Genomic DNA, 26,096 nt, shown 5'->3' with positions numbered 1-26,096 from the left:
ATGAAAAAAATAAATAACCGATTAGGACTCTTTTTATTTTTTGTTTTACTCTTTTGGGCAAAAACGATTCTGGCGTATTACCTAGATTTCTCATTGGGCGTTAAGGGCAGTCTCCAGCGAGAAATTTTATGGTTCAATCCAGTTGCTACTACGCTGTTATTATTTGGTTTTAGTTTGTATTTTAAAAAGCATAAAACATTTATGCTTAGCTTAACTCTTTTAAATGTTTTAAATACATTAATTTTATATTTGAATATTATTTTTTATCGTGAATTCACTGACTTTATTACCATCCAATCTGTTTTTGGCTTTTCAAAAGTTTCAGAAGGAATTTCTGGTGATTTACTTGCCTTAATGAGGGTCCACGATGTCTTTTATTGGCTAGATACTTTAGTGCTGCTCGTTTTGGTATTTTACTCTTTTAAACAGCGACGGAATCATCAAGTCTTTGTGACCAAACCTATCAACAGAAGATTGGCGATCTCAATTAGTTGTTTAAGTGTCTTGCTCTTTTCGGTTAACTTATTTTTAAGCGAAACCGATCGTCCTCAATTGCTTCAAAGAATTTTTGACCGTAATTATATTGTAAAATATCTTGGCTTGGATGCATTCACAGCCATCGATGGTGTCAAAACAGCCATGTCAAATGAGGTAAGAGCAGAAGCTAGTTCAAACGAATTACCTGAAATCATGAAATTTACCAAGCAAAACAATTTACCGCTTAATCCACAGTATGCCGGAATTGCCAAAGGAAAAAATGTATTTGTGATTCATTTAGAAAGTTTTCAACAATTTTTGATTAATATGAAAGTCCAAGGCCAAGAGGTTACACCGTTTTTAAATCAGCTTTATCAAAACAAAGCGACAATCAGTTTTGATAATTTCTTTCATGAAGTAGGGCAAGGAAAAACGAGTGATGCGGAGAACATGTTGGAAACAGGAACATTCGGGTTACCGCAAGGCTCTCTTTTTACACAATTAGGATCAGACAATACTTTCGAAGCGGCTCCCGCAGTTTTAGGACAAAAAGGCTATACAACCGCTGTTTTCCATGGAAATGTGGGGAGTTTTTGGAATCGAGACCATGTGTATAAAAACTTAGGATATCAATACTTTTTTGATCGGTCATATTTTTCAAAAGATGACAAAATGCTAGGTTACGGTATTTTAGATAAACAATTGTTGCGTGAATCAGCTAGTGAGCTTGAACATTTACAGCAGCCATTCTATGCGAAGTTTTTAACTGTGACCAATCATACCCCTTATTATACGGATGACCAAAACTTCCCGTTTCCTAAATTGAACACAGGCAATTCGATTGTGGATGATTATGTTCGAACAGCGCACTATTTGGATCAATCGCTAGAACAATTTTTCCATTACTTGCAAACAACAAGTTTATACAATCATTCTATTTTTGTTATTTATGGTGACCACTTCGGTATTTCAGATGCGAACAACAAGGACTTATGTAAAGCTTTCAACCGCGATCCAAAAACGTGGACAAACTATGACAATGCGCAATTGCAAAGAGTACCTTTGATGTTTTACATGCCAGGCTATACGCAAGGGAAAATCATGCACGAATATGGTGGGGAAATTGACGTTTTACCGACACTGTACCATCTTTTAGGTGTCGATGATAAAAATTATATCCATTTTGGCACGGACCTTTTATCTCCTCAATATAAACAAGTGGTTCCTTTTAGAAATGGCGATTTTGTAACGCCTCAATTTTCGTATCTAGGTGGGGAAATCTACAATAATCAAGGGAAAAAATTAGACCAAGTTCCAGCAGATTTAAAAGCAGAAGTCACGAAAGATAACGATTGGGTGAAAAAATCGTTAAGTTTATCTGACAAATTAAATCAGGAAAACCTTTTACGTTTTTATAAACCACAAGGATTCCAAGAAGTGCAACCAAAGGACTACAACTATGATGTAGCTTTTGAAAAAAACAAAGTCTTAGAAGTAGAAAAACAAAAAAATGCACAATCAACTAGCTTGTTTAGTCAAAATGGCAATCAAACGACAGTCCAAAATTATCCGACTACGCCATAGATCATTTAAGAAGGATAATTTTTGGAAGGGAAAGAGAATCATATATGAAGTGAAGGAGGTCAGGACAGAACCGTTTATTTTCGAAGGAATTGGTTCTGTTCTCGCCATTTATCAGGTTTTGAGCCTGGAACAAAAATCCAAAGTGATTTTTGTCCCAGGCTCTTTCGCTCTTTTATTGAGTAAGAAGTCAGTTTAGAATTTATATTAAGTTTCGCTGTACATTTTAAAATTATCATCAACAGAAAATACAACAGGCGAATTTTTAGATAAAAAAATTAGTAAAACAAGTATTAAATAAATAGTATTTTTGAGGATAAAGTAAGAGAAATGTTGTTTTTTTAATAGTTGTTAACGGAAAACAAAATTATTTTATAGCCATAAAATATATTTTTATTATAATTATATTATAAAATAATGAGCATATGATTTGCAGATAAGTTTTTCAGGGCCTATTCTGAATAGGAACTTAGCTATAAAAATAAAAGAGGAGAGTGGTTTTGATGAGAAAAAATCAGAAGATTGTGCCAATTGTGACAGCTTCAGACGAAAATTATGCTCCTTATTTGAATGTAATGATGACAACTGTTTTAGAAAATTGTCATGCGGAGAGACCTGTTCATTTTTATGTGATTGATGATGGGCTGTCGCTATCTAGCAAAAAAGCACTCCGAGAAACGGTTAGTAGTAACTCACAAAATGCAACTGTTGAATTTCTAACAGCAGACAAAGAAGTCTATCAAAATTTTTTAGTGAGTGATCATATTACAACGACCGCATACTTACGCATTTCTTTACCGTCACTTTTACAAAAATATAGCTATAAAAAGGTTCTTTATTTAGATGCAGATACGCTGGTTTTAGATGATATTGTCCAGTTGTATGATACGCCATTAGTGAACCAAACGATTGGCGCGGTTATTGATCCTGGTCAAGCATATGCCTTGAAACGTTTGGGCATCCATTCCTCCGATTATTATTTTAATTCAGGAGTTATGATTATTGATATTGACCGATGGAACGAGAAAGCAATCACCCAAAAAACAATTCAGTATCTAGAAGAAAATGGGGACCGCATAGTTTATCATGATCAAGATGCTTTAAACGCTGTTCTTTATGAAGATTGGCTAGCTCTAGAACCAAGATGGAATATGCAGACGTCTTTAGTTTTTAATCGTCATGAAGCGCCTAATGAAGCCTATCAAAAATTATATACAGCGGGAAATCAAGAGCCAGCGATTATTCATTTTACTGGACACGATAAACCTTGGAATACGTTAGAAAATCATCCTTATACAGCTCTTTATCTAAACAAGTTAAAGAAAGTAGGTGCAAGAAATGGAAAATAGAAAAGAATTAGCGATTGTCTCCTGTTGCAATACCAACTTTGTACCGCATCTTGCTGCTATGTTTGTTTCAATTTTAGAAAATAGTCCTTCAGCGGCAGCTGTTCATTTTTATGTGATTGATGACAATATCAATTTTGAAAGCAAGCAACTACTGTATTTTACGATTAAACATACCCAAATCAATGCAGAGTTAACATTTTTAAAAATCAACCCCCATTTTTTCAAAAATGTTGTAACCAGTGAACGAATTCCCAAAACAGCTTACTACAGGATTGCTATTCCAGAGCTGTTTAGAGGAAGCCAGATCGAACGGCTGTTGTATATGGATTGTGACATGATTGCCTTAGATGATGTCGCAAAATTATGGACAGTTGATTTAGGTGAAAATATCATCGCCGCTGTGGAAGATGCAGGGTTCCATCAACGTTTGGAAAAAATGGCGATTCCTGCAGAATCTATGTGTTATTTTAACTCAGGCTTGTTGCTAATCGATGTTAAAAAATGGTTGAATTTAGATGTAACCACTAAAGTCTTAAGATTTATTGAAGAAAATCCAGATAAATTACGTTTCCATGATCAAGATGCATTGAATGCGGTTTTACACGACCGTTGGACCCTGTTGCATCCTAAGTGGAACGCCCAAGGTTATATTCTGTCAAAAGCGAAAAAACATCCAACTATTTATGGAGAAAAACAATATGAAGAAACGAGAAGAGCACCATCCATTATCCACTTTACTGGCCATGTCAAACCTTGGACGAAAGAATTTCAGTGGTATACCAAGCGTTATTATGATCAATATGCGAATAGGACGGCCTTTCGTTGTGTCAACACATTCAATCAATATTTATCTTATACGAAAATTAGTAGAAGGATTGAATATGCTCAATAATGAATATTGTCATGGATTTCGTAAAATTAGTTACTTGTTAGTTGTTGCCAGAACCAAACAATAGAAACGAAGAAGTCGGGATCGAACTGTTTTTCAGATTTTGAGTATGAGACAAAAATCTAAAGTGATTTTTGTCTCATACTCTTTTTTGTCTATTTAAAATAAAGCCAGCAACTGGTATCATATTTAAGGATGGTTTTTTATAAAAAAATGATTTCTTGAGGAAAAAAATATTACAATAAAGAAAAATAAAAAAATGTAAACGTTATCATTTCAAGGTTATAGCGGTATGAAGATATTTATTAATACTTTTTATTGACAAAATAAAAAAAACCACCGTACTATTGGTTTGTGGTTATAACCAGTTAGGGTAAAGGAGAAAGTTATGGAAAATGCCTTTAAAAACAAAGCTTTGTATCATCAACTTGTTGATTTGCTGCAGGAACGAATCGAAACATGCATGATTCCTCATGACAAGTTGCCCTCTGAACGTGAATTGACTGCACAATATGGAGTGAGTCGGACGACGGTCCGGTTAGCGCTACAAGAACTAGAAAATAGAGGTTCCATCTATCGTCGTCATGGCAAAGGAACATTTGTTTCAGATATAAAAAAAGAGGCCGCTGATTTAGCTGGCGCATATAGTTTTACAGAACAAATGAAAGGGCTGGGTCGAAAACCACATACCCGTATATTATCCTTCGAAAAATTGGAAGCGGATAAATTTATTTGTCAGCATTTGAATCTTTCGTTAGGAGAGGCAGTTTTTAAATTAAGTCGGTTGCGGATTGCTGATAACGAGCCATTAATGGTTGAAGACACATACTTGCCTGTGAAATTTTTCTTATCACTCACGGATCAATTACTACGTAGCAAACCATTATATGATCTATTTTCGGAAGATTTTAAGCAAACCGTTCGTTTAGCTGATGAAGAATTATACGCTAGCATTGCGTCAAAAGAAGATGCCAAATTATTGATGATTCCGGAAGGAGCGCCAGTCCTTCATTTAGCACGCCAGACATATAACATGAAAAATGAAATTATTGAATTTACGTTGAGTGTGGCGCGAGCAGATCAATTTCATTATCAGATACGCCATATTCGGAATAGTTAGGAGAGTTAAGTATGTTTACAGCAGAAAAAGAAGAACTAGAACAACTAGGAGCGGAAATCACTACACGTGAAATTCGTCAGCAACCTGAGCTTTGGCAAGAAACCGTGACACTTTATCATGAAAATCAAACAGCTTTGGAAAACTTTTTAAAAGAAGTCCAGGCCAAAGCGCAAGGAAAACGCACAAGAGTAATTTTTACAGGAGCAGGGACTTCGCAATATGTCGGTGATACGGTTGTACCTTATCTCCGAGCACACGGCGACACACAAGCCTTTTCATTCGAAAGTATTGGGACAACGGATATTGTGGCCAAACCAGAAGATTATTTGATTAAAGACGAACCAACATTGTTAGTTTCGTTTGCAAGAAGTGGAAATAGTCCTGAAAGTTTAGCGGCAGTTGAAGTAGCTAATCAAGTGGTCGAAACAATTCATCATTTAGCGATTACTTGTGCCGAAGAAGGACAACTAGCACAAATAAGTCAAAAAGAAGAAAACAGCTTTTTATTCTTAATGCCAACACGTTCCAATGATGGTGGTTTTGCGATGACTGGTAGCTTTTCTTGCATGACTTTGGGTACATTACTACTCTTTGATCAAACAGCCTTTGAGCAAAAACAAGATTATGTAACCGCTCTAATTAAATTAGGTGAAGAAGTGCTATCCCGTGAAGAAGAATTAAATGAAATTGTTAACCTTGATTTTGAACGCATTGTTTATGTTGGTTCTGGAAGTTTAGCTGGTTTGACAAGAGAAGCGCAATTGAAAATTTTAGAACTAACAGCCGGCAAAGTTGCCACAATTTTTGACTCTTCTATGGGCTTCCGTCATGGACCAAAATCATTTATTAATGAAAAAACAATAATGTTTGGTTTTGTTAATAATACACCATACACAAGAGATTATGACTTGGATATCTTAGAAGAAGTTCACGGTGACGAAATTGCGGCGGGTGTTTTTGCGATTGCTCAACCTGGCAAACGTAATTTCTCAGGTTCAACTATTGAATATTCCGCAGAAACTGCTCTATTACCTGATGGCTATTTAGCATTAGCAGATATCATGGTAGCCCAAACAGTCGCACTTTTAACATCTATTAAAGTTGGAAATAAACCGGATACCCCTTCACCGACAGGTACAGTGAATCGTGTGGTTAAAGGCGTAACGATTTATGACTATAAATAATACAACATTTGGAGGAGGAACTATGCTTACGTTAACAGCTGGAAAAAAAGCGGCAATGGATCGTTTGTCAACCCAAGAAGGAATCATTAGCGCATTAGCCATTGATCAACGAGGTGCCTTGAAAAAAATGATCAAAGCGCTAGATGTAGAGCCAACTGATGCACAAATTGAAACGTTTAAAGAATTAGTCTCGAAAGAATTGACACCTTATGCGTCTGCCATTTTATTGGATCCAGAATATGGATTGCCTGCTGCAAAAGCACGCGATACCGAGGCTGGATTGTTACTCGCTTATGAAAAAACGGGCTATGATGCAACAACTCCGGGACGATTGCCTGATTTACTAGCAGATTGGTCTGTTTTACGCTTGAAAGAAGAAGGCGCAGATGCGATTAAATTTTTACTATACTATGATGTGGATGAGGATCCAGAAATCAATCATCAAAAACATGTATTCATTGAACGCTTAGGAAGTGAATGTGCAGAAGAAGACCTACCATTTTACTTAGAATTAGTTTCTTATGATGCACAAATAGCAGATGCGACTTCTTTAGAATATGCAAAAGTTAAACCGCATAAAGTGAATGAAATGATGAAAGAATTTTCTAAACCCCAATATAAAGTAGATGTATTGAAAGTGGAAGTTCCAGTTAATATGAATTTTGTAGAAGGTTTTGCGCCGGCTGAAACAGCGTATACAAAAGAGGAAGCGGCGAATTATTTCTTAGAACAAAGTCAAGCCACTGATTTACCATTTATCTTTTTAAGTGCCGGTGTCTCAACAGAGCTATTCCAAGAAACACTACGTTTCGCTAAAGAAGCTGGTTCAACATTTAATGGTGTTTTATGTGGCCGTGCTACGTGGAAAAATGGCGTGAAACCTTTCGTTGAAGCAGGAGAAACTGCGGCTTGTGATTGGTTAAAAACAGAAGGCCGAGAAAACATTGAAAGTTTAAATGAAGTCATCGCAGCAACCGCCAGCTCTTGGCATGCGAAAGTTCAAGTAAACGAAGGGTAATTGGGAGGCATAGCTGTGATAGTAACAGTAACAATGAATCCGTCAATTGACATCTCCTACCTATTAGATCATCTAAAGCTTGATACCGTTAATCGGACCAGTCAGGTGACCAAAACCCCTGGTGGCAAAGGACTAAATGTCACTCGCGTTATTCATGATTTAGGTGGAGATGTTATCGCTACCGGCGTTCTTGGTGGTTTTCATGGGGCGTTTATTGCAAACGAGTTAAAGAAAGCAAACATCCCCCAAGCATTTACGTCAATCAAAGAAGAAACGCGTGATTCGATTGCGATTTTGCACGAAGGGAATCAAACTGAAATTTTAGAAGCTGGACCGACTGTTTCCCCAGAAGAAATCAGTAACTTCCTTGAAAATTTCGATCAATTAATTAAGCAAGCAGAAATTGTCACAATTTCTGGCAGTTTAGCGAAAGGATTACCATCAAATTTTTATCAAGAATTAGTTCAAAAAGCTCACGCACAAGAGGTTAAAGTACTACTAGATACTTCTGGAGATAGTTTAAGGCAAGTTCTTCAAGGACCATGGAAACCGTATTTAATTAAACCTAACTTAGAGGAACTAGAAGGATTACTAGGACAAGATTTTTCAGAAAATCCATTAGCAGCTGTGCAAACAGCTTTAACAAAACCAATGTTTGCTGGAATTGAATGGATTGTCGTATCTTTAGGAAAAGATGGTGCAATTGCCAAACATCACGATCAATTCTATCGTGTAAAAATTCCAACGATTCACGCTAAAAATCCTGTTGGTTCAGGAGATGCAACCATTGCTGGTCTTGCCTATGGACTAGTCAAGGATGCACCAGCTGCCGAACTGCTAAAATGGGGCATGGCGGCTGGAATGGCTAATGCCCAAGAAAGAACGACTGGGCATGTAGACGTAGAGAACGTGAAGAAACATCTTATGAACATCCAAGTAGTTGAAATTGCTAAATAAAGAGCTTTCTTTATTTAGCAATTATCCAGCAATTGAAAGCGTTTACTAGAAAGGGTGGCAATGTGGACAGATTTGAAATTAAAGAGGAGTTTCTTTTAAATGGTCAACCATTTAAAATTTTATCGGGCGCCATTCATTATTTTCGTGTAGATCCCTCAGATTGGTATCATTCACTTTATAACTTGAAAGCTTTAGGCTTCAATACAGTTGAGACCTATGTGCCATGGAATTTACATGAACCGCAAAAAGGAACATTTCATTTTGAGGGAATATTAGATTTGGAGCGCTTTTTAAAATTAGCACAAGAACTTGGACTATATGCGATTGTGCGGCCGTCTCCTTATATTTGTGCAGAATGGGAGTTTGGCGGTTTTCCAGCCTGGCTATTAAATGAACCAGGACGGATGCGTTCGAATAATCCAACCTATCTGAAGCATGTTGCGGAATATTATGATGTTTTAATGGAAAAAATTGTTCCGCATCAACTTGCTAACGGTGGCAATATTTTAATGATTCAAATCGAAAACGAATATGGTTCATTTGGCGAAGAAAAAGCGTATTTACGGGCGATTCGCGATTTGATGATTGCACGCGGCGTGACAGCACCATTTTTTACTTCTGACGGGCCATGGCGCGCAACATTGCGGGCAGGCAGCATGATTGAAGATGATATTTTAGTAACCGGAAATTTTGGCTCAAAAGCCAAAGAAAATTTCGGTATGATGCAAGCCTTTTTTGAAGAACATGGTAAAAAATGGCCGCTAATGTGTATGGAATTTTGGGATGGCTGGTTTAATCGTTGGAAAGAGCCAATTATTAAACGAGATCCGCAAGAATTGGCTGAATCAGTTAGAGAAGCATTAGCATTAGGCAGTATAAACTTATATATGTTTCATGGCGGCACCAATTTTGGGTTTATGAATGGCTGCTCCGCACGAGGAACCATTGATTTACCACAAATCACTTCCTATGATTATGATGCGCCACTTGATGAACAAGGGAATCCAACCGAAAAGTATTTTGCGTTACAAAAAATGCTTCACGAAGAGTACCCTGCGTTACCACAAGCTGAACCATTAGTAAAAGAATCTTTTGCGCAAACAGCAATTCCTTTAACCAACAAAGTGAGTTTGTTTGCGACTTTAGAAACGATTAGTCAGCCAGTGGTCAGCGTTTATCCGCAAACCATGGAACAATTAGGACAAAATACCGGCTATCTTCTTTACCGAACAAGCATTGAAAAAGATGCTGCAGAAGAAAAGCTAAGAGTGATTGACGGTCGTGATCGTCTGCAATTATTTGTCAATCAGGTACATCAAGCAACGCAATATCAAACGGAAATTGGCGAAGATATTTACGTTACACTGCCGCAAGAGAATAATCAAATCGATATTTTAATGGAAAATATGGGTCGTGTCAATTACGGGCATAAACTATTTGCAGATACTCAGAAAAAAGGGATTCGAACGGGTGTCATGGCAGATTTACATTTTATGACGCAATGGCAACAATATTGTTTACCTATGACAAGCTGTGAACAGGTAGACTATTCAAGAGAATGGCAGCCTGATCAACCAAGCTTTTACCAGTATCATGTGGAGTTAGCAGAAGTGAAAGATACATTTATTGATGTTTCTAAATTTGGCAAAGGAATTGTTTTTGTTAACCAAACCAATCTTGGTCGTTTCTGGAATGTTGGTCCGACGCTTTCCTTATATATTCCCAAAGGATTATTAAAAGAAGGGCAAAATGAGATCGTCATTTTTGAAACGGAAGGAACGTACCAACCAGAAATTCAGTTAGTAAAAGAACCACTATATAAAGAAATGAAAGAGGGATTACAATGAGTATTATTGGCGTAAGAATTGATGGACGTTTGATTCATGGACAAGTGGCAAATTTATGGGCGACAAAATTGAATATTTCCAGAATTATGGTCGTTGATGATGAAGTTGCAGGGAATGCCATTGAAAAAAGTGGCTTGAAATTAGCAACACCAGCTGGCGTGAAACTAAGCGTGTTACCAGTTGAAAAAGCTGCTCAAAATATTTTAGCAGGAAAATACGACTCACAACGTTTATTAATTGTGGTACGGAAACCAGATCGTTTATTAAAACTAGTAGAACTTGGGGTGCCGATTAAAGAAATCAATGTTGGGAACATGTCTCAAACAAACGAAACACGGTCGATTACTAAGTCAATCAATGTGGTCGATCAAGATATTGAGGTTTTTAAAGAGTTAAATGCTAAAGGTGTCCATCTGATTGCTCAAATGGTGCCAAGTGACAAAGCGGAAGACTTTATGAGTTTGATAACAAAATAGGAGGGAACAAAAAATGAATATCTTATGGTGGCAGATCTTATTATTAACATTATACGCAGGATACCAAATTTTAGATGAATTACAAATTTATTCTTCATTAAGTGCGCCAGTGTTTGCAGGTCTTTTTGCAGGATTAGTGATGGGGGATATTAAAGCAGGACTTATTATTGGTGGAAGCATGCAATTAACTGTATTAGGAGTTGGGACTTTCGGGGGTGCCTCCAAAATTGATGCTAACTCAGGCACGATTCTTGCCACAGCATTTTCTGTGTCTTTAGGAATGAACCCTGAACAAGCAATCGCTGCTATTGCAGTACCAGTTGCTAGTTTAATGATTCAATTAGACATTTTGGCTCGTTTTGCGAATACCTACTTTGCACATCGGATTGATAAAATGGTCGAAGATATGAACTACAAAGGAATTGAACGTAACTTCTTAATGGGTGCCTTACCTTGGTCTCTTTCTCGAATGATTCCAGTCTTCTTAGCACTTGCTTTTGGTGGTGGTTTAGTACAAAAAGTTGTATCTGTCCTAAATGGCGATTTGAAATGGTTAGGTGATGGCTTGTCTGTTGCTGGGGCGGTCTTACCAGCGGTCGGTTTTGCAATTTTACTACGTTACTTACCAGTGAAAAAACATTTCCCTTATTTAATTCTTGGTTTTACTGTAACTGCTTTACTAGGAACAATCTTTACAAACATGCAACTTTTAGGAACATCTGTTGCGAGCGTTGTGAAAGACTTCAGTGGTGTATTTAACGCACTACCAATGTTAGCAGTCGCTTTAATTGGTTTCGCTTTAGCCGCAATTAGCTACAAAAATGGTCAAATGATTCCGAGTGGGCCAGCAGCCAAAAAAGAACATGCAGCGAATGATTCAGACGAAGGAGAGATTGAAGATGACGAAATCTAATTATAAATTGACGAAAGAAGATTTTAAACAAATTAATCGCAGAAGCTTGTTTACTTTCCAATTAGGTTGGAACTACGAAAGAATGCAAGGATCAGGTTACTTGTATACGATTTTGCCGCAATTGCGTAAAATTTATGGGGATGATACGCCTGAATTAAAAGAAGTAATGAAAACACACACGCAATTTTTCAATACTTCAAACTTCTTTAATACAATTATTACAGGGATCGATTTGGCCATTGAAGAAAAAGAAGGCATTGCTGGAAAACAAACAGTTTCAGGTTTGAAAACTGGTTTAATGGGACCGTTTGCAGCAATTGGGGATTCAATTTTCGCAGCTTTAATTCCAACTATTTTTGGGGCGCTAGCTGCCAACATGGCGATTAATGGTAACCCAACTGGTATCTTTATCTGGATTGTTGCTCAAATTGCCGTGATGGTCTTCCGTTGGAAACAATTGGAATTTGCGTATCGCGAAGGAATTTCTTTGGTAACAACTATGCAACACCGCTTAACTGCCTTAACAGACGCTGCAACTTTACTAGGGGTCTTCATGGTTGGCGCTTTAGTGGCAACGATGGTTAATGTCAAACTATCATGGGCACCAAGTATTGGGGATGTAACACTTAACATGCAAAATAACTTGGATATGATTTTACCACGTCTACTTCCTGCAGGAATTGTCGGTGGCGTTTATTGGATGCTAGGTAAAAAGAATATGACGTCTACTAAAGCCATTTTTATCGTATTAATTGTCTGTGTCGCATTGTCTGCGTTAGGTGTTATTTCAAAATAAGTAAGACAGGAGAAAATCGATGAGTGAACATTTAGTTTTAGTAAGTCATGGCCGTTTTTGCGAGGAATTGAAAAAAAGTGCGGAGATGATTATGGGACCGCAAGAAACAATTTCCACTGTTGCTTTATTACCAGAAGAAGGTGAAGCTGACTTTTTAGAAAAATTTGAAGCGATTACGGAATCGCTAGAAGATTTTGTTGTCTTTGCTGATCTACTAGGGGGGACACCTTGTAATATTTTATCCAAAAAAATTATGCAAGGTGCTTCGTTTGACTTATATACTGGGATGAATTTACCGATGGTTATCAGCTATGTAAATGCAAGTTTATTAGCGATCGAAGGTGACTATGTTAAGGAATCAGCAGAAAGTATTGTGAAAGTCAACGAATTGCTGCTAAATGTTGCAGTAGATGATGAGGATGAATAATTCTGACTTGTCGTCGTAAGCTATTACAGTTTTTAAGAGAATGATTTAGAGATGGACGTTCCAAAAATAAAAGAATTTATTTTTGGAACGCCCCTTTAATTGTTAATAATGAAAGCGTGTTCAAAAATGTTAGGGGGCTGATTTATCAGATGAAACATGGAAAAATAAAACGATTTAGTACATTGACACTATTGGCAAGCGCAACGATTTTAGTACCATTAAGTACGTCTGCAGAAGAAACAACAAACAGCAGCACTGAAACAAGCTCATCAATGGTGGAACCTACCGCAACAGAAGAAAAATTGTGGCAATCTGATTTTCCAGGAGGGAAAACTGGTGAGTGGCAAGATGTGATTGGTAAAACAAATCGAGAATTAGCAGGAGAGTCATTGGCGATTTCACGAGATGCAGCAGCAGGTAATAATGCCGTATCTTTAAATTTAGATTCCCCTAAATTAGCTGATGGTGAAGTAGAAACAAAGTTTAAATACACTGCTGGAAGCGGTCGAACGGGTGTGATTATACGTGGTAATACCAAAGATAGCTGGGTTTTTGTAGGCTATAACGCGAATGGCAAATGGTTAGTTGAAAGCCCTAATTCGTGGAATGATTCAATTTCTGGGCCAACGTTAAATGAAGATACGAATTATTTGTTGAAAGTACGTTATGTTGGTGAAAAAATTACTATCTGGCTTAACACCACGTTGATTTACGAAGGAGAACCTGTTTTGGCCAATGGAGACAAAATTCCAACAGAAGCCGGACATGTGGGTGTCCGTTTGTGGTACGACAAAAAAATTGTCAATTATGACTATTTTAAAAATGGCCCCGTAGATAGCATTCCAGAAATTGTGCCAGAAGTGACACAAATTGCGCCAGTCAAAGTTTTTACAAAAATTGGTGTTGCACCAAAATTACCGAAACAAGTAAAAGTGACCTATAATACTGGTAAAGAAGCCAATGAAGCAGTCCGTTGGGATGGAATCGATCCTGATGCATACAAAGAACCAGGAACTTTTGAAGTCGACGGTACTTTGGAAAATACAAATATCAAAGCAAAAGCCAGCGTTGTTGTTGCTAAAGACAATGAAGCTGAAAAAGGCGACAAAATCTCTTCTGCAGATTTAACAGCCGTGGTTGATCCACAATTTCCACGAATTATTCGCTACGAAGACCCTCAGAATAATCAAGTGATTTTTAATGGCCAACACGAGAAAATTGATCAAGTAATGATTGATGGCAAAGCATATAAAGCAACTGCTGAAAAACAAAAGAGTGAAGCAAATCAAGCCGTTTATAATGTAGCTGTCCCAGAAATTGGCCTGCGTTTCACAACGACATTGACTGTTTCCGAAGGCCAAGAATTAGCTATGAAACTCTCAGATATTCGTGAAGAAGGAACTAAAATACACACAATTTCAATTCCAAATCAAGGCTTGATTTCTGTCAATAGTACAGATGAAGGGGCGACTTTTGCTGGCGTTGTGATGAATACTGGGACAAATGCAAATAACGGAAATAAAAATGGTGATACTATCCAAGATTTAACTACAACAAGCCAAGAAGAAACGAAAAAATATATGTATGGTTTCTTAAATACGGCGAATTATGCTGCAAGTTTTTGGACGAACGCCTATGGAGACGGCTCTGTCGATGGTAGTGACAACAATCGAATCCATAAACAAACAAAAGAAGCGGCGACTGGTTTTGTAACAACCTTGTCAAGTGGGGCATGGACCTATCGACCATTTGATGCACCGGAAGATTACACAACTGGAGAAACACCAGAAGTGAAAGTTAAATTCTCAAAAGATAGCAACGACGACAATCGGGTGGATTGGCAAGATGCGGCAATTGGGTTCCGTTCAATTATGAATAACCCAATGGGCGCGGAAAAAGTCCCTGAATTAGTCAACCAACGGATTCCTTTTAACTTTGCTAGTCAGGCGACAAACCCATTCTTAGTGACGCTAGACGAATCAAAACGCATTTACAATTTAACAGATGGATTAGGACAAATGAATTTACTAAAAGGGTATCAAAATGAAGGACATGATTCTGCGCATCCAGATTACGGTGCTATTGGTCAGCGACCTGGTGGGGAACAAGCGTTGAATCAATTAATTGATGAAGGACATAAATTAAATGCCGTTTTCGGTGTGCATATTAATGACACCGAGTCTTACCCAGAAGCAAAAGGATTTAATGAGGAATTAGTTGATCCAACGAAGCGTGGCTGGGATTGGTTAGATCCGTCTTATTTTATTAAACAAAGACCCGATGCATTGAGTGGTCGTCGCTATGAGCGCTTTAAAGAATTAAAACAAAAAGCACCGAATCTAGATTATATTTATGTTGATGTTTGGGGCAATCAAGGCGAATCAGGTTGGGCAAGTCGTCAACTAAGTAAAGAAATTAATTCACTCGGTTGGTTTACAACCAATGAATTTCCGAATGCTTTAGAGTATGACTCGGTTTGGAACCATTGGTCTGCAGAAAAAGATTACGGCGGTACAACAACGAAAGGCTTTAACAGTACAATCGTTCGTTTTATTCGGAATCATCAAAAAGATACTTGGATTATTTCCGACAACCCTTTGTTAGGTGGAGCTGAATTTGAAGCCTATGAAGGTTGGGTGGGTAAAACCAATTTTAATACCTATCGCCAAAAAACTTTTGCCATTAATGTCCCAACTAAGTTCTTACAACATTACCAAATTACAAACTGGGAAACTACAACAGCAGCAGATGGTCAAATCTATGGCACGATTAAATTAGCGAACGGTGCTGAAAAAGTGACCGTTACTCAAGCAGATGCTAATTCGCCAAGAAGCATTACGTTAAATGAGACAGAAGTTCTAAAAGGTGATGCGTATCTACTGCCTTGGAATGTCAATGGTCAAGACAAACTATATCACTGGAATCCAAAAGGCGGTACCAGCACTTGGTCATTGGATAAGAAAATGCAAGGAAAAACGAATTTACATTTATATGAATTAACAGATCAAGGGCGTAATGACAAAGGCGTAATTGCCACTACAAATAACCAAGTGACCATCCAAGCCGAGGCTAATACACCGTATGTCATTGCTGAACCTGACAGTATTGAACCGATGACATTCGGAACAGGAACACCATTTAAAGATCCTGGATTTAATGAAGCCAATACCTTGAAAAATAACTGGAAAGTTTTCCGAGGTGATGGAGAGGTTAAAAAAGATGCTAACGGTGATTATGTCTTTAGTTCAGAAAAAGAAAGAACCGAAATCAAACAAGACATCAATCTTCCTAAACCAGGAAAATATAGTTTGTATTTAAACACAGAAACACATGATCGCAAAGCCACAGTAACTGTTAAAATTGGTGGTAAAAAATATACGCGGACAGTGAATAATTCGGTTGCCCAAAACTACATTCAGGCAGATATTAACCATACAAGCAGGAAAAATCCGCAGTATATGCAAAATATGCGAATTGATTTTGAAATCCCAGATAATGCCAAAAAAGGCTCGGTGACATTAGCGGTTGATAAAGGCAATTCCGTTACAAAATTTGATGATTTACGAATTGTTGAGCGTCAAACGGATATCATGAACCCAGACAAACAAACAGTTATTAAGCAAGATTTTGAAGACACACAAGCAGTTGGGTTATATCCGTTTGTTAAAGGCTCAGCTGGTGGTGTAGAAGATCCACGGATTCATTTATCAGAAAGAAATGAACCTTACACACAATATGGTTGGAATGGAAACCTTGTTTCAGATGTATTAGAAGGCAACTGGTCCTTGAAAGCCCATAAACAAGGAGCAGGATTGATGCTTCAAACAATTCCGCAAAATATTAAATTTGAACCGAACAAGAAATATACGGTCCAATTTGATTATCAAACTGATGGTGAAAATGTCTTTACTGCTGGGACCATTAATGGGGAGTTGAAAAATAACAATGACTTTAAGCCAGTCGGTGAGTTAACTTCGACAGCAGCAGATGGTCAAACCAAGCATTATGAAGCAGAAATAATTGGGGATGCTTCAGGAAACACTACGTTTGGTATTTTTACAACAGGTGCCGATAAAGATTTCATTATGGATAACTTTACGGTCACAGTGGAATCAAAAAAATAAATTTAGTCTATCTAAGCAACTTGGTCTACAAGTTAAACGTACTTGTAGCCCAAGTTGCTTCTTTTATGAAAAGAAGCAAGGTCTAGTGCCTCATTTTTATACTGCAGAATAAACCGACACATTTTTTAAAGTGTCAGGCTTCTTTGTGTATTTCATCAAGAACGAATGGACAAACTTGCCTTTTGCCACAAATCGTTTACAATTACAATGATAGGCATAATTTATTTAGAGGTGAAGTGATTGAAGAAATACAATGTTGATTGGAATTACTGGGTTGTCCGCTTTTTATTTGTAATGGCGCTGATTGTTGGCTATTTATTAATCACGAATTATCAGCACTTTGTCCATAGTGTTTCGGGTTTATTAGGCATCTTATCCCCATTCATTACTGGGTTTGTGATTGCTTATTTATTGAGTGGAAGTCAGAAAAAAATCGAGGGATTACTAGAAAGAGTTCCTTTACCAGTCGTTAAAAAAGCGAAACACGGCTTGAGCGTACTCCTTTTGTACCTGATTATTTTGTTTATTTTTGTTTTGACATTAAACTATATCGTTCCGCTACTCATTAGTAATTTAGTAGATTTAGCAAACTCTTTACCCACTTTTTATGATCACATGGTTCAGTTTGTAATGAGTTTAGAAGATAAAGGGATTTTAAAAACAGCCGCGATTGAAAAATATTTAAATAGTGTCCTTAAAGATTTGTCGCCAGAACGTTTTTTAAATCAATGGACACAAGCGTTGTTTTCATTAGGAACGTTGACTAAAAATGTTTCATCATTCTTTTTAAATGCATTTTTGACGTTGATTATCTCAATATATGCGCTGGTATTTAAGCAATCTATTTTGACATTTGTTGAAAAGGCTGCCCACAAATTGCTGTCTGAAAAAGTGTACAAGCAAACACAAACTTGGTTAAATACAACGAATAAAATTTTCTATAAATTTATCAGCTGCCAATTTCTTGATGCTTGTATAATTGGCGTTTCATCAACGATTTTGTTAAGTATTTTGAATGTGAAATTTGCTGTGACTTTGGGGATTTTATTAGGTATTTGTAATATGATTCCTTATTTTGGTTCGATTTTTGCGTCAATTGTTGCTGGTGTGATTACGCTTTTCACAGGTGGTGTTACTCAAGCAATTACGGTGTTACTAGTTTTATTAATTTTACAACAAATTGACGGCAATATTATTGGTCCTCGAATTATGGGAGATGCCCTAAATGTCAATCCGATTTTAATTATTGTTTCAATTACGATTGGGGGAGCGTACTTCGGCGTCTTAGGGATGTTTTTAGCAGTTCCTGTTGCTGCAATCATTAAAATTATTGTCTCGGAGTGGCTAAATGAATCAAAAGAAAATGATAAGATTGTAGATTCTATTGAATCCTAAAGTAAAACTTTTCGTCTCGCGTTGACGAAAAGTTTTTTAGTGAGAAAGAAAGTTTCATTATTTGGAATTTTTGATATGCTATACTTGAAGTAAATAGAAAATCAAAATTGAGGTGAATAGATGCAGTTTTTAAAAAAATATGGCGGCTATTTTTTAGTTTTAGGGGTCTTACTTGATTTTTTTACACCTTATTATGTCGGATTCAAAGATCAAGGTTACAATCAATTGACAGAAGTAATTAGCTTATTAGGTGATGTGAATAGTCCAGTTAGGGAAAACTTTAATCGGTTAACTATCATTGCGGGAATGTTGATGTTAGCAAGTTTACCTAGGATATATGCTATTTTTTCCAGAAAAACGAAAAAAGGTGCTTGGTTAGTAGTGGCAATGATTGGCGCTTATGGTTTATTTGATTGTATTTTCAGTGGGCTCTTCAGCGTAGACACTTCAACCGCTGGCACAGTTGCTGCCGCGCTTCATAACGGAGGATCAGCAGTCGGTTATACAGGCTTTTTGTTGTTATCAGGCGTCTTAACCATTATCTACAGTAAATACGGTTCGCAAAAAAATAAAAACCTTTTTGGCTTTTTGTTTATTTTATGTATGCTTGCAGCCGGCTTATATGGCTTAGCAAGGATTCCACAGTTGCAACAGGTAAAACCATTTAATTATTTAGGCTTATGGCAAAGAGTGAGTTCATTTTGTAATTATCTACCAATGCTGGCACTGTGTTTACAAACTAAAACCAATGACAAATTTGATTGAACATTTGTCATTGGTTTTTTACTAGTTAAAATTGTCTGGTAATAACTTAATTATTGGCTACGGTGACTTCACCAGTAACAGTGGCACCATCTTCTTCTAAGTCAGCAGAATCTTTGTATTCTTGTTTATCAAAAGTAATATTGCCATTAACTTTGGTACCATTTAAAGTAAAGCCATTTGCTTTCACCTCAATATCACCTTTGACAGTCCCGTGAACGATGTTGAAATTTTCAGAAGAAACGATTAGCTTAGGAACCGTGATTTCATATTCAGCAGTTACTTTTTTATTATCATCTTGGGAATAAAGTGCTAATTTACGATAGACATCGTTGGAATCTTTCCCCTTATCATGGAAAGTACCAGCAACTGTTACCTCTTTATCAAAAGTGACATTGTCAGTAGCTGCGACAATCCAATTTCCTTTATCACTTAACGCCATTTCGAGCTCTTCAGGCTTGGCACTAATTGAAGCACCAGAGACTACTTCTGTACTTGAATTAGCTGTTTCTTTGCTACTAGAACTACTATCTGTTTTTTTATCAGATGAACAGGCACTAAGCAGCACAAGAGCAGCAGTTGCCGTCAAAACAGTGGTGAGTACTTTAGACATTTTCATGAAAATCCCTCCAAAAAATTTATTTATTTCTTCCTTTATCATAACTGATTCAAAGGGAAATGAGTAATCATACACTCAAAGATTGAGAAGTTTGGCTAATGGGAAATTAGGCTTATTCTCTCAAGAAGGTTCAGGAAATATTCAAAGTAATCATTTCTTTTTCAAATGTTTCTTTTCTGTAGTAAGCTAGTAATAGACAGAATTTAAGGAGGAGATTTTGATGCCTTGGAATATGAATGATTATCCTACATCAATGAAAAATTTAGCACCTTTGATTCGGAAAAAAGCGATAGATATTGGCAATGCGTTGCTTGTGGATGGCTACCCTGATGATCGCGCCATTCCAATTGCGATTAGTCAAGCGGAGAAATGGTATCAAGAGGCAAGTGCAGCAGACAAAAAAGCCTTCGAACAAGAAGCAAATCCTACGAAACAAGATTCGCATAAACAGGATAAACATGCGGGAAAATTATTAACGGCGGCTGTCAACGTTAAATATAAAGACGGCCAATGGTTGGTGATTTCAGACAGCGCTGAAAAAGCAAGTAATACATTTACCCACAAACAAGAGGCGGTTGAACGAGCTCAAGAAATTGCTCGGAATAAGCAAACAAAGCTGAAAATCTATAAGCAAGATGGTACGTTACAAGAAACCAAAGAGTATACTGAATAATTTTTCGAAACCTTGATATTCCGTTGCAATTGAAGAAACGGCTATCAAGGTTTTTTGGTGAGGGAGAAATGGACAAGTAAGAAAAAATAACAAAAGTTAAGAATGAGAATAAGGCTTGCTTTTCTAGTTTTTGGTGGGTACAATTACACTAATTAAGATAAAAAATCAAAATAATTGAGGTGCTACGACAATGGAAAAAGCCAATCTTGATTGGAATAATTTAGGATTTTCTTACATTAAAACGCCCTTTCGTTATATTAGTTATTGGCGAGATGGCAAGTGGGAAGAAGGCACGCTAACAGATAACAATCAGTTAACGATTAGTGAAGGTTCGCCTGCTCTACATTATGGCCAACAATGTTTTGAAGGATTAAAAGCGTATCAATGTGCAGATGGTTCTGTCAATTTGTTTCGTCCAGATGAAAATGCCAAACGGCTACAAAAAAGTTGTGCGCGTCTACTGATGCCACAAGTGCCAGTAGAAACCTTTGTTTCTGCATGCCAAGAAGTGGTGAAAGCCAACCTTGCTTATTTACCGCCATATGGAACGGGCGGTACGTTGTATCTTCGCCCTTATATGATTGGTGTCGGCGATAATATTGGCGTAGCACCTGCCAAAGAATACATTTTTTCTATTTTTTGCGTGCCGGTTGGTTCCTATTTTAAAAATGGTTTAGCACCAACCAACTTTATCGTTTCTGAATATGATCGAGCAGCGGGTCGAGGAACCGGGGCCGCTAAAGTGGGGGGCAATTATGCAGCTAGTCTTTTACCAGGTGCAGAAGCACATGAGAAAGAATTTAGTGATTGCATTTATTTAGATCCGTATACGCATACGAAAATTGAAGAAGTTGGTGCAGCCAATTTCTTTGGCATAACCAAAGATGGTACTTTTATTACGCCGAAATCAGCGTCTATTTTGCCAAGTATTACTAAATATTCATTATTGACGCTAGCAAAAGAACGTTTAGGGATGACGGCGCTTGAAGGAGACGTTTACATTGATCGATTAGCGGACTTCTCCGAAGCGGGTGCTTGTGGCACAGCGGCGATTATTTCTCCTATTGGTGGGATTCAAAACGGCACAGATTTCCATGTATTTTATAGTGAAACGGAAGTTGGACCAGTGACTAAGCAACTATATGATGAACTGGTTGGCATACAGTTTGGTGACAAAGAAGCGCCAGAAGGCTGGATTGTAAAAGTTTAAAGAGACAAAAAAGAGAGAATTCATGCTCTCTTTTTTTGTGTAGAATATTCAGAATTTTCTATAAAAAGATTGACTTTGATACTATTTAAAGGAATAATGGAAGATACAAGATTTAAAAAAGGAGGGAAAGCTATTGCTTATTAAATCAGCAGAATCAGACGAAATGACGATTTTTTTTGATAAAGAAAACCAACCAAATACACAAGTTCAAATGGGCATTATTACATTACAGCCTGGTGAAAAACGGCCTTTAGCTGGATATGCTCGCCATGAACAGGATGAATATTCTTATGTGATTTCTGGCGAAGCACATACGATTTTAGAAGATGGTCAAGACTTAGTCGGAAAAGCTGGACAAGCCCAATTAATTGAAGCTGGTGAGGGGCACATTAATTATAATGATGGGTTGGAGCCAGCGGTCGTTGTCTGGATGCTTGTGGAAAGGACAAAATAAAAGGGGAGCTGTCTTTCTGTAAGTAAAAGCATAAAAAATGAAGAGTTATAGGAGAAAGAAGATGAAAAAGTATTTAAAAATCACAATGGTTTGTATTTTATTGGTAGGATTTTTAGCTGGGTGTACCAATAAAAATGAAAATAAAAAGAAACGGAAAAATACCAAAGAAGCCGTTCAACTGATGTCACCCTCGGAATTAACAACGCTCAACACCTCTGTATTATTGGATTTTCCAGATGCTATTGTCCAAACTGCAGCGTTTGAAGGGTTATATAGTTTAGATGAACAAGACCAATTGGTACCAGCCGTAGCAAAAGCATTGCCGATGATTTCAGAAGATGGAAAAACCTACACGATTTCTTTGAGAAAAGAAGCGGTTTGGAGTAACGATGATCCTGTCACAGCACATGATTTTGAATATGCTTGGAAAAAAATGATTGATCCTAAAAACGGCTTTGTTTATAGCTTCCTCATCGTTGAAACAATTCAAAATGGTGCAGAAATCTCAGCTGGGAAATTAGCACCCAATGAACTAGGTGTCACAGCTGTGGATGATTATACATTAAAGGTGACGCTCAAAGAGCCAAAACCGTACTTTACGTCCTTGTTAGCTTTCCCTACATTTTTCCCGCAAAATCAAAAAGTAGTCGAACAATTTGGTGCGGACTATGGAACTGCTAGTGATAAAGTCGTCTATAATGGTCCGTTCGTGGTAAAAGATTGGCAGCAAACAAAGATGGACTGGCAACTAGCAAAAAATAATCGCTATTGGGATCACCAGAACGTGCGCTCAGACATTATCAATTATACGGTTATCAAAGAAACATCTACCGCATTGAATCTTTTTGAAGATGGACAATTAGATGTGGCTACACTAAGTGGTGAATTGGCGCAACAGAATAAAAATAATACGTTGTATCATTCGTACCCAACAGCGACAATGAACTATTTGCGCTTAAATCAAAAACGGAAAGGGCAAGCAACGCCGCTTGCAAACGAAAACCTGCGTAAAGCGTTGGCTTTAGGCATAGATAAAGAAAATCTAGTCAATAATATTATTGCAGATGGTTCTAAAGCGCTACATGGTGCGATTACGGAAGGCTTTGTGGCGAATCCCACAACGGGCCTCGATTTTCGTCAAGAAGCAGGTAATTTAATGGTTTATAACAAAGAAAAAGCGCAAAGTTATTGGAAAAAAGCACAAGCAGAATTAGGAGAAAAGGTTAACGTTGAATTGATGGTAACAGATGATGGTTCTTACAAAAAAATTGGTGAAAGTTTGCAAGGCTCGCTACAAGAACTGTTTCCTGGTTTGACAATAGAGCTAACCGCATTGCCGACTGAAGCTGCATTGAACTTTGGGCGAGAAAGTGACTATGATTTATTCTTAATTTACTGGACACCAGACTATCAAGATCCTATTTCTACCCTGATGACTTTATACAAGGGCAATGATCGCAATTATCAGAACCCTGTCTATGACAAATTATTAGATGAAGCAGCCACAACCTATGCCTTAGAGCCAGAAAAAAGATGGGCGACACTGATTGCAGCTGAAAAAGAAGTGATTGAAACGACTGCTGGCATGATTCCACTTAGCCAAAATGAACAAACAGTCCTGCAAAATGATAAAGTCAAAGGCTTGAATTTTCATACCTTTGGCGCTCCATTAACGTTAAAAAATGTTTATAAGGAAAAATAAAAAGAGAGCCTGGGCTGAAAATCGCTTTTGATTTTCGGCCCAGGCTTAAATCCTGCTTTTTAACCCAAAATTTGTCACCATTTAGCCTTTTCGGGTTTTATCTCGAACGCTTCTGTTCTAATAGTTCAGAATCAGGTGCAGTGTGTGGCTGGGCATATTTTTTCATATATGTCGGCAAGGCTTGACTAATCTTCGTTGGTAAAACAACATAGTCGGTTTTGGCCAAATCATCACCAATGAGACTGTGTAAGTAAACGGCGCTAGCAATGGTTTCAATTGTCGGCTTAAACTGAGCCAAAAAACCAGCAATGATGCCAGCCAAGGTATCCCCAGTTCCGCCAGTAGCCATCCCAGGGTTGCCACCTGTATTTTGAAAAGGTTCTCCTGCGTGGAAAATTGTGGTGCGATGACTTTTTAAAACAATCGTACTGCCTAATTTTGCTTGTTGGCGCTGGTTATTTGCCAGTGTTTGTTGCTCAATAGGTAAGTGACTCAAACGTTGCCATTCCATTTGATGAGGTGTGAAAACAACTTTTTCAGGATAGGTAAGGGAAAAATTACCTTGGCTAAACAGGGTAATTGCTGAGCCATCGATAATTAACCATTGTTGTTTTTGATGTTGGGCAAGCACCCTCTTCAACATTTGTTGTGCAGTAGCATCTAAGCCTAAACCTGGACCAATTAAAATAACCTCCGCTTGCTCTACGACGTTCGTCAGAAGGACTGTTTCTTCAAAGCCCACGACCATCGCTTCTGGGCATCTTGCATGTAAAGGCCCGTGATTTTTAACATCAGTAATCACAGTGGTGAGACCAGCGCCACTATTGATACACGCTTCGGTACTCATGATGATGGCTCCGCCATATTGTCGGTTTCCTCCGATTAATACAACACGCCCAAAATTACTTTTATAAGAGTCAGAGGGGCGTTGAGTGATGACTTCCTCTAAAATGTCCTTGCTTAAATAGCGCATTCTATCACTCCTTTTCTTGGGATTTCTTTGTTCTCAGTATACTACAAGAGCCCCGAAAAAATCAGTTTATTTAATGTTAAAAGTTACTCTATTGAAGGCAATGAGGTGTATAATAAGGACCAGATAAATGAGTTAGGAGAGTGAAACAGATGGAAGAGAAAAAAACATTTTATATGAGTGGCTACGTAGGAATTGCGAGCTTATTAGTTATTTTAATTGCGGGAATTGGTTTATTTATTTATGGAGCAAGTCATACCAATGGAGTTCTTGTTGTTTTAGGTATTATTTTGTTAGTTGGGGCTATTTTATTTTTAAGTTCCCTAACTATTGTTAGTCCCAACCAGGCGAAAGCTATTTTATTTTTTGGTCGTTACTTAGGTACGATTAAAGAAAATGGGTTGTTTATTACCATTCCATTTACGCAAAAAATGAACATTTCTTTGAAAGTACGAAATTTCAATAGTTCTCTATTAAAAGTCAATGACTCTGACGGGAATCCAATCGAAATCTCTGCGGTCATCGTTTTTCGGGTAGTCGATACAGCTAAGGCGTTATTTAATGTCGATTATTATCAAGACTTTGTGGAAATTCAAAGCGAAACGGCAATCCGGCATGTAGCAACACAATATCCTTATGACACTTTTTCAGATAATGATGTAACTCTGCGAGGAAATACCGAACAAATTTCCGAGGAGTTAACCAAAGAATTGCAAGAACGCTTAGCAGTGGCTGGTGTAGAGGTTATCGAAACACGGTTGAATCATTTAGCTTATGCAACTGAAATTGCTAGCTCCATGTTGCAAAGACAGCAAGCAAAAGCAATCTTAGCGGCTCGACAAACAATTGTTGAAGGTGCGGTAAGCATGACACAAATGGCCTTAGAACAGATTGAAGAAGGGCAAGAAATTAATTTTACCGATGAACGAAAAGTACAACTTATTAATAATTTACTAGTCTCAATCATTACTGATAAGGGCACACAACCAGTTATTAATACAGGCGACGTTTCTTCTTAAAGAGGAAGCAACGCTAAAAATAGCAAAAAAGAGTCATCTTTCCGATGACTCTTTTTTTGATAAACACGAACATTATATAATTTTAATCTATAATATTTCGGTTTTTCTTTGACATCTCTTTTTCTCATTGTTAG

The 26,096-nt window shown here is 37.4% G+C and carries 22 protein-coding genes; 20 read left to right on the top strand and 2 right to left on the bottom strand.

Annotation, left to right across the window (positions count from 1 at the left end; genetic code table 11):
- The 15 genes from IGL32_RS07265 (at position 1) to IGL32_RS07195 (ending at position 19,318) form a co-directional block, all read left to right on the top strand.
- Positions 1–2,061: an LTA synthase family protein gene (locus tag IGL32_RS07265; protein ID WP_002361977.1), complete on the top strand. Its 2,061-nt coding sequence runs from the start codon at positions 1–3 to the stop codon at positions 2,059–2,061.
- Between the two features lie 500 nt (positions 2,062–2,561).
- The gene (locus tag IGL32_RS07260) at positions 2,562–3,407 is read left to right on the top strand and encodes a glycosyltransferase family 8 protein (RefSeq protein WP_002382422.1); all 846 of its coding nucleotides are present in this window, start codon (positions 2,562–2,564) and stop codon (positions 3,405–3,407) included.
- A complete protein-coding gene (locus IGL32_RS07255; protein ID WP_002382420.1) occupies positions 3,397–4,299 on the top strand; it encodes a glycosyltransferase family 8 protein in 903 nt (300 codons plus the stop codon). Before IGL32_RS07260 ends, IGL32_RS07255 begins: the two co-directional genes overlap by 11 nt.
- Positions 4,300–4,684: 385 nt before the next feature.
- The gene (locus IGL32_RS07250) at positions 4,685–5,416 is read left to right on the top strand and encodes a GntR family transcriptional regulator (protein WP_002360115.1); all 732 of its coding nucleotides are present in this window, start codon (positions 4,685–4,687) and stop codon (positions 5,414–5,416) included.
- An 11-nt stretch (positions 5,417–5,427) separates the two neighbouring features.
- Positions 5,428–6,600 (top strand): SIS domain-containing protein, encoded by a 1,173-nt coding sequence (gene agaS, locus IGL32_RS07245; protein ID WP_002357242.1) that lies wholly within the window; start codon positions 5,428–5,430, stop codon positions 6,598–6,600.
- Between the two features lie 22 nt (positions 6,601–6,622).
- Positions 6,623–7,618: a tagatose-bisphosphate aldolase gene (lacD, locus tag IGL32_RS07240; protein ID WP_002357245.1), complete on the top strand. Its 996-nt coding sequence runs from the start codon at positions 6,623–6,625 to the stop codon at positions 7,616–7,618.
- 15 nt (positions 7,619–7,633) lie between these two features.
- Positions 7,634–8,575: a hexose kinase gene (locus IGL32_RS07235; RefSeq protein WP_085443817.1), complete on the top strand. Its 942-nt coding sequence runs from the start codon at positions 7,634–7,636 to the stop codon at positions 8,573–8,575.
- A 32-nt stretch (positions 8,576–8,607) separates the two neighbouring features.
- On the top strand, positions 8,608–10,422 hold the full coding sequence (locus tag IGL32_RS07230; protein ID WP_156210021.1) for a glycoside hydrolase family 35 protein: 1,815 nt from the start codon (positions 8,608–8,610) through the stop codon (positions 10,420–10,422).
- On the top strand, positions 10,419–10,898 hold the full coding sequence (locus IGL32_RS07225; RefSeq protein ID WP_002361968.1) for a PTS system mannose/fructose/N-acetylgalactosamine-transporter subunit IIB: 480 nt from the start codon (positions 10,419–10,421) through the stop codon (positions 10,896–10,898). The genes IGL32_RS07230 and IGL32_RS07225 overlap by 4 nt, the downstream gene beginning before the upstream one ends.
- A gap of 13 nt (positions 10,899–10,911) precedes the next feature.
- Positions 10,912–11,811 carry a PTS mannose/fructose/sorbose/N-acetylgalactosamine transporter subunit IIC gene (locus IGL32_RS07220; RefSeq protein ID WP_002357253.1) on the top strand — a complete coding sequence of 300 codons (900 nt, stop codon included), beginning with the start codon at positions 10,912–10,914 and terminating at the stop codon, positions 11,809–11,811.
- Positions 11,798–12,607 (top strand): PTS system mannose/fructose/sorbose family transporter subunit IID, encoded by an 810-nt coding sequence (locus IGL32_RS07215; protein WP_002357254.1) that lies wholly within the window; start codon positions 11,798–11,800, stop codon positions 12,605–12,607. The genes IGL32_RS07220 and IGL32_RS07215 overlap by 14 nt, the downstream gene beginning before the upstream one ends.
- Before the next feature lie 19 nt (positions 12,608–12,626).
- Positions 12,627–13,034, top strand: coding sequence for a PTS sugar transporter subunit IIA (locus tag IGL32_RS07210; protein WP_002361967.1), 408 nt, complete (start codon positions 12,627–12,629; stop codon positions 13,032–13,034).
- 149 nt (positions 13,035–13,183) lie between these two features.
- On the top strand, positions 13,184–17,158 hold the full coding sequence (locus IGL32_RS07205) for an endo-alpha-N-acetylgalactosaminidase family protein (RefSeq protein ID WP_086325791.1): 3,975 nt from the start codon (positions 13,184–13,186) through the stop codon (positions 17,156–17,158).
- 240 nt (positions 17,159–17,398) lie between these two features.
- Positions 17,399–18,553 carry an AI-2E family transporter gene (locus tag IGL32_RS07200; RefSeq protein ID WP_002386882.1) on the top strand — a complete coding sequence of 385 codons (1,155 nt, stop codon included), beginning with the start codon at positions 17,399–17,401 and terminating at the stop codon, positions 18,551–18,553.
- Between the two features lie 120 nt (positions 18,554–18,673).
- A complete protein-coding gene (locus tag IGL32_RS07195) occupies positions 18,674–19,318 on the top strand; it encodes a DUF998 domain-containing protein (protein WP_002378408.1) in 645 nt (214 codons plus the stop codon).
- Positions 19,319–19,364: 46 nt separating this feature from the next.
- Here the strand turns inward: IGL32_RS07195 and IGL32_RS07190 are convergent, their stop codons facing one another.
- The gene (locus IGL32_RS07190) at positions 19,365–19,976 is read right to left on the bottom strand and encodes a polymer-forming cytoskeletal protein (protein ID WP_156210022.1); all 612 of its coding nucleotides are present in this window, start codon (positions 19,974–19,976) and stop codon (positions 19,365–19,367) included.
- Positions 19,977–20,154: 178 nt separating this feature from the next.
- Between IGL32_RS07190 and IGL32_RS07185 the strand changes: the two genes are divergently transcribed.
- The 4 genes from IGL32_RS07185 (at position 20,155) to IGL32_RS07170 (ending at position 23,973) form a co-directional block, all read left to right on the top strand.
- Complete coding sequence (locus IGL32_RS07185) at positions 20,155–20,607, top strand: DUF2188 domain-containing protein (RefSeq protein ID WP_002371034.1); 453 nt, start codon at positions 20,155–20,157, stop codon at positions 20,605–20,607.
- Between the two features lie 190 nt (positions 20,608–20,797).
- Entirely contained in the window at positions 20,798–21,817 is a 1,020-nt protein-coding gene (locus IGL32_RS07180) for a branched-chain amino acid aminotransferase (RefSeq protein ID WP_002369265.1), read from the top strand.
- Between the two features lie 133 nt (positions 21,818–21,950).
- A complete protein-coding gene (locus tag IGL32_RS07175; protein WP_002360128.1) occupies positions 21,951–22,271 on the top strand; it encodes a cupin domain-containing protein in 321 nt (106 codons plus the stop codon).
- Positions 22,272–22,332: 61 nt separating this feature from the next.
- Entirely contained in the window at positions 22,333–23,973 is a 1,641-nt protein-coding gene (locus tag IGL32_RS07170) for a peptide ABC transporter substrate-binding protein (protein WP_086325790.1), read from the top strand.
- Between the two features lie 97 nt (positions 23,974–24,070).
- Here IGL32_RS07170 and IGL32_RS07165 read toward each other — a convergent pair whose 3' ends face one another.
- Positions 24,071–24,946 carry an NAD(P)H-hydrate dehydratase gene (locus IGL32_RS07165; protein ID WP_002380377.1) on the bottom strand — a complete coding sequence of 292 codons (876 nt, stop codon included), beginning with the start codon at positions 24,944–24,946 and terminating at the stop codon, positions 24,071–24,073.
- Between the two features lie 149 nt (positions 24,947–25,095).
- On the opposite strand from IGL32_RS07165, the gene IGL32_RS07160 reads away from it, so the two are divergent.
- Positions 25,096–25,962, top strand: coding sequence for an SPFH domain-containing protein (locus tag IGL32_RS07160; protein WP_002357267.1), 867 nt, complete (start codon positions 25,096–25,098; stop codon positions 25,960–25,962).
- The last annotated feature ends 134 nt before the right edge of the window (positions 25,963–26,096 follow it).

The sequence above is a fragment of the Enterococcus sp. AZ035 genome, assembly GCF_050548325.1.
GTDB lineage: Bacteria > Bacillota > Bacilli > Lactobacillales > Enterococcaceae > Enterococcus > Enterococcus faecalis.
Note: the sequence above shows the minus strand (reverse complement) of the source record. Positions and strands in the feature narration are given on the sequence as shown.

What these genes read in the sequence shown, in the direction of transcription:
- IGL32_RS07265 (WP_002361977.1), top strand. Translation starts at nt 1, where the DNA reads ATGAAAAAAATAAATAACCGATTAGGACTCTTTTTATTTTTTGTTTTA.
- IGL32_RS07260 (WP_002382422.1), top strand. Translation starts at nt 2,562, where the DNA reads ATGAGAAAAAATCAGAAGATTGTGCCAATTGTGACAGCTTCAGACGAA.
- IGL32_RS07255 (WP_002382420.1), top strand. Translation starts at nt 3,397, where the DNA reads ATGGAAAATAGAAAAGAATTAGCGATTGTCTCCTGTTGCAATACCAAC.
- IGL32_RS07250 (WP_002360115.1), top strand. Translation starts at nt 4,685, where the DNA reads ATGGAAAATGCCTTTAAAAACAAAGCTTTGTATCATCAACTTGTTGAT.
- agaS (WP_002357242.1), top strand. Translation starts at nt 5,428, where the DNA reads ATGTTTACAGCAGAAAAAGAAGAACTAGAACAACTAGGAGCGGAAATC.
- lacD (WP_002357245.1), top strand. Translation starts at nt 6,623, where the DNA reads ATGCTTACGTTAACAGCTGGAAAAAAAGCGGCAATGGATCGTTTGTCA.
- IGL32_RS07225 (WP_002361968.1), top strand. Translation starts at nt 10,419, where the DNA reads ATGAGTATTATTGGCGTAAGAATTGATGGACGTTTGATTCATGGACAA.
- IGL32_RS07220 (WP_002357253.1), top strand. Translation starts at nt 10,912, where the DNA reads ATGAATATCTTATGGTGGCAGATCTTATTATTAACATTATACGCAGGA.
- IGL32_RS07215 (WP_002357254.1), top strand. Translation starts at nt 11,798, where the DNA reads ATGACGAAATCTAATTATAAATTGACGAAAGAAGATTTTAAACAAATT.
- IGL32_RS07210 (WP_002361967.1), top strand. Translation starts at nt 12,627, where the DNA reads ATGAGTGAACATTTAGTTTTAGTAAGTCATGGCCGTTTTTGCGAGGAA.
- IGL32_RS07205 (WP_086325791.1), top strand. Translation starts at nt 13,184, where the DNA reads ATGAAACATGGAAAAATAAAACGATTTAGTACATTGACACTATTGGCA.
- IGL32_RS07195 (WP_002378408.1), top strand. Translation starts at nt 18,674, where the DNA reads ATGCAGTTTTTAAAAAAATATGGCGGCTATTTTTTAGTTTTAGGGGTC.
- IGL32_RS07190 (WP_156210022.1), bottom strand. Translation starts at nt 19,976, where the DNA reads ATGATAAAGGAAGAAATAAATAAATTTTTTGGAGGGATTTTCATGAAA.
- IGL32_RS07185 (WP_002371034.1), top strand. Translation starts at nt 20,155, where the DNA reads ATGCCTTGGAATATGAATGATTATCCTACATCAATGAAAAATTTAGCA.
- IGL32_RS07180 (WP_002369265.1), top strand. Translation starts at nt 20,798, where the DNA reads ATGGAAAAAGCCAATCTTGATTGGAATAATTTAGGATTTTCTTACATT.
- IGL32_RS07170 (WP_086325790.1), top strand. Translation starts at nt 22,333, where the DNA reads ATGAAAAAGTATTTAAAAATCACAATGGTTTGTATTTTATTGGTAGGA.
- IGL32_RS07165 (WP_002380377.1), bottom strand. Translation starts at nt 24,946, where the DNA reads ATGCGCTATTTAAGCAAGGACATTTTAGAGGAAGTCATCACTCAACGC.
- IGL32_RS07160 (WP_002357267.1), top strand. Translation starts at nt 25,096, where the DNA reads ATGGAAGAGAAAAAAACATTTTATATGAGTGGCTACGTAGGAATTGCG.